We start from the raw sequence: 8029 nt of genomic DNA on the forward strand, positions 1-8029 counted from the left end.
GTGCCGGGGCGGCCGGAGCGGGCGCCTTGCCCTTCGGCGCCTGGGCGAAGGCCGGTGCCGCCAAGCCCGCATTGCCCATCATGCCGGCCAGGGCGAGAATCGCGGCGGCGCGCATCGGGCGCGCGGGACGGTTGGCAAAGAACATCAGCTCTGACCCCTTGGATATCGCGAATGACGAAGGAATGCTGCGGCTCTCGAGCCCAGCAAGGCGTTTCCTGAACTCGATGGTGCGGATCGAAACCCGCGGACGGTGTTCGGTCGAGCCCTCGCCGCCCTGGTCCGCGCGGTCAAGCCCTCGGCGCGCGCAAATTGCCCGTTCCCGGAGCTTGGATGGCCAACCTGGCCCGCCAAGGCGCCGGACGGGGCGCTCAACGCCTCGAACCCGCTCGAACGACCGGGCGGCCTGCTTCCCTGCGGAATGCGGCGAAGACATGACACCTGTCTCGTCTGGATGAGCGCGATCGTCCCCGTTCGGCCTCCTCGACACGGATCGGTTTAAGCAAGGTTTAACCCTAATCGTCCATGACCGGAGGGCACGAGGAGTCGATGCGCGCGGGGAGTTGAGCGGAGGTGTCGGCGCAGCCAGCGATCATGTCCTTTCGTGACGCCCTCCCCGTCCCCGTACCGGCGGACAGCCCCGTCGCGCCGAGCCAGCGCTCGGAAACGGCCAGGCCCGGCCTGTGCACCTTGCTGGCGGCGACCGCCCATGCCGATCCCGGCCGGGTCGCCTTCGTGGATCCGAAGGACAAGGCAGGCTGGTCCGGGCGCGGCCCCATCACCTGGACCTATGGGGCCGCCGCCGAGATCGTCGCGCGCCTCGCCAACGGAATGCGACAATGGCGCCTGGCTCCGGCGAGTCGGGTCGGCCTCATCGCCGCCGCCGGGTCCGAGACCCTGCTGTCCTACCTCGCCATCGAGGCCGCGGGCCACATTCCCTGCCTCCTGCCCCAGGCATGGGACGAGGATGCCCTGGTCTCCGGCATCCAGGCCGCCGGCATCCAGGCCGTGCTCACCCAGTCCCGGGTCGCGGGAAAGCTTCCGGCCGAGTGCCTGCGCCAGGTGGCGGTACGCTATTTCGGCCTGCGCTACCTCGCGGCTTTCGGGCCGGACGTGCCCGACGGCGTCATCAGCCTCGACGGCATGGTCCTCGACGGACGCGGCGGCCCCTTCGCACCGGAGAGCGCCGGGCTCGTCACCTTCGCCGCCGCCGATCCCGCGCAGCCGGTCTATCGTCCCGCCGACGCGCTGATCGCCACCATCGCCGTCCATCTCGCCACGGCCCGGGTCGCCCCCCGCGAGCGCATCCTGACCCTCCTCGCTCCCGTCGACCTGAGGGGGCTCGTCACCGGTCTCGGTGCCGCCCTCGTGGCGGGGGCCGGCCTGGAAATGGTCGGGCCGTTCGATGCCGGCCGCTTCGCCGAAGCGCTGGGCCGGCCGGGCCCGACCCATCTCGTCGCGCCGGCCGCCCTCGAACGCAATCTGGCCGCGAGCCGCAGCCCGGACGGACTCGAATCCATCGTCCTGGCCCATCGGTTACCGACCCGCCTTCACGCCCGGCTGCTGGCGCCGGCCTCCGTCCATGCCCCGCGACGGGTGGTCGATGTCCTCGCCTTCGACGAGACGGCGCTCCTCACCGCCTCGCGGGCCGACGGGGATCTCGCCCACTTCCTTGCGGATGCTCACCCGCTGGCGCCGTTTCCGGCCCTGCTCGATATCGCGCGGGACGAGGACGGGCGATTCGCTTTCCGGGGTCGCGCCTCCGGGGCCAGCCCATTGCAGCGCGGAATTCCGCCGGGAAAAACCGCCGATCTCTGGAATGCCGTGCCCTTCGCGGCAAAAATATTTGCCGGCCGAGCAACCGAGATCGTCCGCTGCTGATCGTCTCGGCTTCGGGTTTTGCCCGAAATCCACCGCTTTCGAGGAATGGTGCGCGGCCATCGCGAATGGCCAAGATTCAGTGTGCTTGGAAAATAAAATCTGCTTGTGAAAGCAGTTTCTTATAGTGATCGGCTGACGTCATGTGTGAAGGCGGGCAAGCGCGTGACGTCGCCGTCCGACCCCGGGACATCGGCCGGGTGGCCGCAGTAATTTCGCCCCACAGCCGGCGAACCATCCGGGTTGACGTGTGTTATCGCACAGGTCCCTTCCCAAGGGGCGATTGATGGGCTAACCCTGACAGTCATGAGTGCGCTGCAACAAGTGTTGGTCGTCGATGATGGTCACCGCGCCATCGATCACTCCCTCGCCGCCGAGCTTGCCGAGCTGGGTTATGCGAGCGTTACCGCATCCCTCGAGGCCGCCGACGACGTTCTCGCCGTCATCGCCCGCCCCGCGGCCATCCTCCTTCAGACCTCGTCCCGCCTCGACCCGGCCTATGCCATGCTCTCGGAGCGCCTGCGTGAGCAGATGCAGCAGGCGGGCATCCCCGTGATCGTCATCGACGGTGTGACGGGGCGTGGCGGCGGTTCCGCGATCGACCTGCAGAGCCGCATCGGGCCTTACGTCCTGAACCAGCCGGATCTCTGACACCGACGATGAACAGGTCGTCGTAGGCGACTGAGCGAGATCGAGAATGTGCATGCGAGGCGGGCCGTTGGGCCCGCCTTTTTTCGTGGTCCGGTGCGATGCCGTTCAGGCCGCCTTCTTCTTCGTGGCGCGGGCGATCTTCGACAATTCGCGAAGGATCGAGGTCGTGATCTTGAGGCGCTCGGGAATGGAATCGAGCTCGCGGATGAACACGATGCTCATGTCCGGGCGGACCTTGGCGAAGGAAGCCTGACCGCCGACGAAGGCCACCAGCCCCTGCGGATTGGCGAACGACTTGTCGCGGAAATGCACGACGACGCCCTTCGGCCCGGCCTCGACCTTCTCCACGTTGGTGTCGCGGCACAGGATCTTGATCGTGACGATCTTGAGGAGCTGCTCCACCTCCGGCGGCAGCGGTCCGAACCGGTCGATGAGCTCGGCGCCGAAGCTCTCCATCTCGGCGTCGTTCTCCAGGGTGGAGAGCCGGCGATAGAGGCCGAGGCGGACGGTGAGGTCCTCGACGTAATCCTCCGGGATCGTGACCGGGGCGCCGAGCGCGATGGTGGGCGACCACGCCTCCTCCACCGGCTCCTCGATGCCGGCCTTGAGGGCCGTGACGGCATCCTCCAGCATCTGCTGGTAGAGCTCGTAGCCGACCTCCTTGATATGGCCGGACTGGGCGTCGCCGAGGAGGTTGCCGGCGCCGCGGATGTCGAGATCGTGGGAGGCGAGCTGGAAGCCCGCCCCCAGGGTGTCGAGGGTCTGGAGCACCTGGAGGCGCTTCTCCGCCTGCACGGTGAGCTGCTTGTTGGCCGGGGTCGTGAACAGGGCGTAGGCGCGGGCCTTGGCGCGCCCGACGCGGCCGCGCAGCTGATAGAGCTGGGCGAGGCCGAACATGTCGGCCCGGTGCACGATGAGCGTGTTGGCGGTGGGGATGTCGAGGCCGGATTCCACGATGGTGGTGGAGAGCAGCACGTCGAACTTGCCCTCGTAGAAGGCCGTCATCACGTCCTCGAGCTGGCCCGCCGCCATCTGGCCATGGGCCACCGCCACCTTGGTCTCGGGCATTTCGGTGTCGAGGAAGCGCTTCACCTCCGCCAGGTCCTCGATGCGCGGCACCACGTAGAAGGACTGGCCGCCGCGATAGCGCTCGCGCAGCAGAGCCTCGCGGATCATCAGCGCGTCGAACGGGATCACGAAGGTCCGCACCGCGAGGCGGTCCACCGGCGGCGTCGCGATGATCGAGAGCTCGCGCACCCCGGTCATGGCGAGTTGGAGCGTGCGCGGGATCGGGGTCGCCGACAGGGTCAGCACGTGGACATCGGCCTGGAGCGCTTTGAGGCGCTCCTTGTGGGCCACGCCGAAATGCTGCTCCTCGTCGACGATGATCAGGCCGAGATCCTTGAACGCCACGTTCTTGGCGAGGAGCGCATGGGTCCCGACCACGATGTCGACGGTCCCGGCGGCCAGCCCCGCGCGGTTCTGCTTCATCTCGGCGGCGGAGACGAAGCGCGACAGCTGCGCCACCTGCACCGGCAGCCCCTTGAATCGCTCCGCGAAGGTCCGGTAATGCTGGCGCGCCAGCAGGGTGGTGGGCACCACCACCGCCACCTGCTTGCCGCCCATCGCGCCCGCGAAGGCGGCGCGTAAAGCCACCTCGGTCTTGCCGAAGCCGACATCGCCGCAGACGAGGCGGTCCATCGGGCGGCCGGCATTGAGGTCGGAGAGGACGGCGTCGATGGCCGTGGCCTGGTCCTCGGTCTCCTCGAAGACGAAGCGGGCGGCGAACTCGCCGTAAAGCCCATCCGGGGCCTGGAGGCGGGGTGCCTGGCGCACGAAGCGCTCGGCCGCGATCTTGATGAGCTGGCCGGCCATCTCCAGGATGCGCTTCTTCATCTTGGCCTTGCGGGCCTGCCAGGCACCGCCGCCGAGACGATCGAGGGCGACCTCCGCATCTTCCGAGCCGTAGCGGGTCAGAAGCTCGATATTCTCCACCGGCAGCAGCAACAGGCCGCCGGCATACTGGATCTCCAGGCAATCGTGCGGCGCGCCCGCCGCCGTCACCGTCTTGAGGCCGACGAACCGGCCGATGCCGTGATCGGCATGGACCACGAGATCGCCGGGCTGCAGCGCCTGCACCTCCAGGATGATGTCCTGTGGCCGTTTCGACTTGCGCTTCTGGCGCACCAGCCGGTCGCCGAGGATGTCGCCTTCCGAGATGACCGCGAGCTTGTCGACGATGAACCCGGAATCGAGCCCCCACACCGCCACCGCCATGTCGGTGCCGCGCTTCAGGGCGTTCACCGCCGTGAGGGTGTTGATGGAGACCGGCTTCTTCAGGCCGTGATCGGTGAGCACGCCGCACAGCCGGTCGCGCGAGCCGTCGGACCAGGATGCGAGGATCACATGATGACCGGATCCCTGGAGTTCCTTCACATGCGCGACGGCGGCGTCGAACACGCTGGCCGTCTCGTCCGCCCGCTCGGCGGCGAAGCTGCGGCCCGCCTTGCCCTCGCAATCGATGGTGAGGCGGTCCGGGCTCTCGGGCACCGCGAAGGGCGAGAGCCGGGCGACGGAGGCGGCGGCGACCCGCTCCTTCCAGTCGTTCTGCGTCAGGTAGAGGGAGGACGGCCTGAGCGGCTTGTAGGGCGCGACGCCGGTGGAGGGCGTCTTCATCGCCTCGGCGCGGGCGTCGTAATAATCGCGGATCAGGGTGAGTCGCTCGGCGACCGCCTCTTCCGCCTGCGCGTCGAAGACCAGCGGCACGCCCGGCACGTAGTCGAACAGGGTGTCGAGATGGTCGTAGAACAGCGGCATCCAGTGCTCGAGTCCGGCATAGCGCCGTCCCTCGCTGATCGTTTCGTAGAGCCGGTCGTCGCGGGTCGCCGCGCCGAAGGTGGAGATGTAGCCCTGGCGGAAGCGCCGGATCGTCTCCGTGGTCAGTTGCACCTCGCTCATCGGAACGAGGTCGAGGGAGCGGAGCGAGCCCACCGTGCGCTGGGTCTCCGGGTCGAAGGCGCGGATCGATTCCAGGGTATCGCCGAAGAAGTCGAGGCGGATCGGGTTCGGCAGGCCCGGCGGCGACAGGTCGAGAATGCCGCCGCGCACGGCGTATTCGCCCGTCTCGCGCACCGTCCCCGTGCGCAGGAAGCCGTTGGCCTCGACCCAGGCGGTGACGGTGTCCATCGGCACCACGTTGCCGATCGCCGCCGAGAAGGTCTCCACCGCGATCTTCTCTCTGGGAGGCACTCTCTGGATCAGGGCGTTGACGGTAGTGCAGAGGATGCGCGGCTGTTCCTCCGAGGAACGCGAGCGCGAGAGCCGGGACAGGGCGGTCATTCGCTGGGCGGCGATGGCGGCGTTCGGAGAGACCCGGTCGTAGGGCTGGCAGTCCCAGGCCGGGATGCTCATCACCTCGATCTCGGGGGCGACGAATTTCAGCCCGGTCTGGAACGCGTTCGAGCGCCCGGAATCACGGGCCACATGCACCAGAACCGCCGGCCCCTCGAAGCTCCGGGACAGGGCGCGGGCGAGATCGGCCACCACCACCGCGTCGAACCCTTCGGGCACGTTGGCGAGCGTCGGACTGTCGCCGCGCTTCAGCGCCTCCAGCGCACGGGCGAGCGCACCGGATTTCGGCAGGGCGAACCGCGCCGTCTGCGGCTTCGGAGCGGGAGCGGGCGCTTTGGGCTGGGGCTTGGCCATCGGGTCGGGGTTTCGAACTCATGGGAAAGTGTGACGCGACGCGCCTCCCTCCCCCCTGTGGGGAGGGACCGAGGGTGGGGGTGGTTGGGTGACAATCCAACTGCGGAGGCGAGCGGCGCTACCCCCACCTCCAACTCCTCCCCACAAGGGGGAGGAGAGCCCCGCATCGCCTGGACCGCTAATGAATCGGCGCGTCGTGCTTATGGAACGCCTGGAGGCGGCGGTATACCGGCGTGTCGTAATTCTGCGGCGTCTCGTCCTCGCCGGTGAGCCAGCGGAACAGGTCGCGGTCGGGCACTTCGATCAGGGCCTCGAAGGTGGTCAGCTCCTCATCGCTCAGCGTACCGATCTCCGCATCGGCGAAACGGCCCATGATCAGGTCCATCTCGCGCATGCCGCGATGCCAGGCGCGGAAGAGGGTGCGGCGGCGGCGCGGATCGAGATCCGCGCTGGTGCGGGTGGTTCCAGACATGGGGTCAGCCTGTGATGCTGCGATCCTGGGATCCCCGGATCGGTGGAGTGGTCGGATCGCACGAGGTTCAGCGCAGGCCTTTTCAGCGCAGCCCTCGCGCAAGCGTGACGATTGCGCCCACGATGACGATGGTCTGGAATCCGATAGCCGACAGGACCCATTTGAGAATGTCGTATTTCGACTCCGCGATCTCGGTCTTGAGGTCGGATTTCGTCACCAACGTCGACAGATCGGTTTCCCGCGTCTCGCGAAGGACGCCGGTCACGGCCTCCGCCTGGTCGTCCGAGAACCCGGCGGCTTTCAGCTTCCGGGCGATGGCGAGAGTATCGAGGGCGATCGTGGCCATGGTGCGTGCGCCGGAATTCCATGCCGCAATGTCCACAACGGGACCGGCTTCCCAAATATGGCCGATCCCGACAGAGTTGCAACGCCGCCGGACCATATCGTCACGCGCGGCGGCAGCGGCAAAGAGATCGTTGCCCGGCTCGGTCCCCGCATTCTATGCCGGTCTCATGCTCTCTCCTCCGGACATGACGGATACGCGAGGTCCGGCACTGTCATCCCGCCTTCGGGTGTCTTCCGTCCCGCATCCAGACGAGGGATGGTCGCTTCGCCCATGACAGACGAACCCCGCTCGACGAACCTGCGCCCCAGCATCCTCGATCCGCTCTTCGCCCAGGCCCGGACCCTCCCCGGCGTCGGGCCGAAGATGGCGCCGCTGATCGAGCGGCTCCTCGGCACGCCCGAGCAGCCCGCGCGGATCGTCGATCTCCTGTTCCACCTGCCCCAGGGCGGGGTGGCGCGCACGATGATGGGCTCCATCGCCGAGGCGCCGCCGGGCGAGCCCGTGACGCTGGGTGTCACGGTCACCGGCTATCGCCCGCCCCAGGCCGGGACGGGGCGGCGCCCGTTCCGGGTCCTGGTGGAGGACGGCACCGGCGACATCACCCTCGTCTTCTTCGGCATGCCGCAGGCCCGCGTGGAGAAGATGCTGCCGCTCGGCGCCCATCGCTACATTTCCGGCCGGATCGACCTGTGGGACGGGCACCGGCAGATGGTGCATCCGTCGCGGATCGTGGACGAGGCGGGGCTCGCCGCCCTGCCCGCCGTCGAGCTCGTCTACGGCGCCACCGAGGGCCTGACCTCGCGGGCGATCTCGAAACTGGCGCATTCCGCCCTCGACCGGCTGCCGACCCTCCCTGAATGGCAGGATCCGGCCTGGCTCGCGCGGGAGGGGCTGCCGGGCTTCGCCGACGCGCTCAGGGCCGAGCATCGGCCCGAGGCCGCGCCGCCGGCACCGGCGAGCGACGGCATCACGCCCCGCAC

Annotated in this window: 6 protein-coding genes; 3 read left to right on the forward strand and 3 right to left on the reverse strand. The window is 68.5% G+C overall.

All coding sequences use genetic code 11. The annotated features are described in order from the left end of the window. Positions 1–591 precede the first annotated feature (591 nt). Together FV220_RS22795 and FV220_RS22800 are read left to right on the forward strand one after the other, a co-directional pair. Positions 592–1878: an AMP-binding protein gene (locus FV220_RS22795; protein ID WP_081612738.1), complete on the forward strand. Its 1287-nt coding sequence runs from the start codon at positions 592–594 to the stop codon at positions 1876–1878. Positions 1879–2181: 303 nt separating this feature from the next. Then, the gene (locus FV220_RS22800) at positions 2182–2526 is read left to right on the forward strand and encodes a hypothetical protein (RefSeq protein WP_018043707.1); all 345 of its coding nucleotides are present in this window, start codon (positions 2182–2184) and stop codon (positions 2524–2526) included. A 105-nt stretch (positions 2527–2631) separates the two neighbouring features. On the opposite strand, the gene mfd is transcribed toward FV220_RS22800, so the two are convergent. The 3 genes from mfd to FV220_RS22815 form a co-directional block, all read right to left on the reverse strand. Then, a complete protein-coding gene (gene mfd, locus FV220_RS22805) occupies positions 2632–6231 on the reverse strand; it encodes a transcription-repair coupling factor (RefSeq protein WP_147833338.1) in 3600 nt (1199 codons plus the stop codon). 178 nt (positions 6232–6409) lie between these two features. Further along, the gene (locus tag FV220_RS22810) at positions 6410–6703 is read right to left on the reverse strand and encodes a succinate dehydrogenase assembly factor 2 (RefSeq protein WP_018043709.1); all 294 of its coding nucleotides are present in this window, start codon (positions 6701–6703) and stop codon (positions 6410–6412) included. Between the two features lie 82 nt (positions 6704–6785). Next, positions 6786–7049 carry a hypothetical protein gene (locus FV220_RS22815; RefSeq protein WP_018043710.1) on the reverse strand — a complete coding sequence of 88 codons (264 nt, stop codon included), beginning with the start codon at positions 7047–7049 and terminating at the stop codon, positions 6786–6788. A gap of 270 nt (positions 7050–7319) precedes the next feature. Here FV220_RS22815 and FV220_RS22820 point away from each other — a divergent pair. Then, on the forward strand, positions 7320–8029 hold a 710-nt coding region (locus FV220_RS22820; protein WP_348642103.1), incomplete at its 3' end, for an OB-fold nucleic acid binding domain-containing protein.

Origin of the sequence: Methylobacterium sp. WL19 (assembly GCF_008040005.1) — a bacterium.
GTDB lineage: Bacteria > Pseudomonadota > Alphaproteobacteria > Rhizobiales > Beijerinckiaceae > Methylobacterium > Methylobacterium bullatum.

Excerpts from the sequence above, each read along its gene's own strand:
- FV220_RS22800 (WP_018043707.1), top strand. The coding sequence starts at position 2,182 with ATGAGTGCGCTGCAACAAGTGTTGGTCGTCGATGATGGTCACCGCGCC.
- FV220_RS22815 (WP_018043710.1), bottom strand. The coding sequence starts at position 7,049 with ATGGCCACGATCGCCCTCGATACTCTCGCCATCGCCCGGAAGCTGAAA.
- mfd (WP_147833338.1), bottom strand. The coding sequence starts at position 6,231 with ATGGCCAAGCCCCAGCCCAAAGCGCCCGCTCCCGCTCCGAAGCCGCAG.
- FV220_RS22810 (WP_018043709.1), bottom strand. The coding sequence starts at position 6,703 with ATGTCTGGAACCACCCGCACCAGCGCGGATCTCGATCCGCGCCGCCGC.
- FV220_RS22795 (WP_081612738.1), top strand. The coding sequence starts at position 592 with ATGTCCTTTCGTGACGCCCTCCCCGTCCCCGTACCGGCGGACAGCCCC.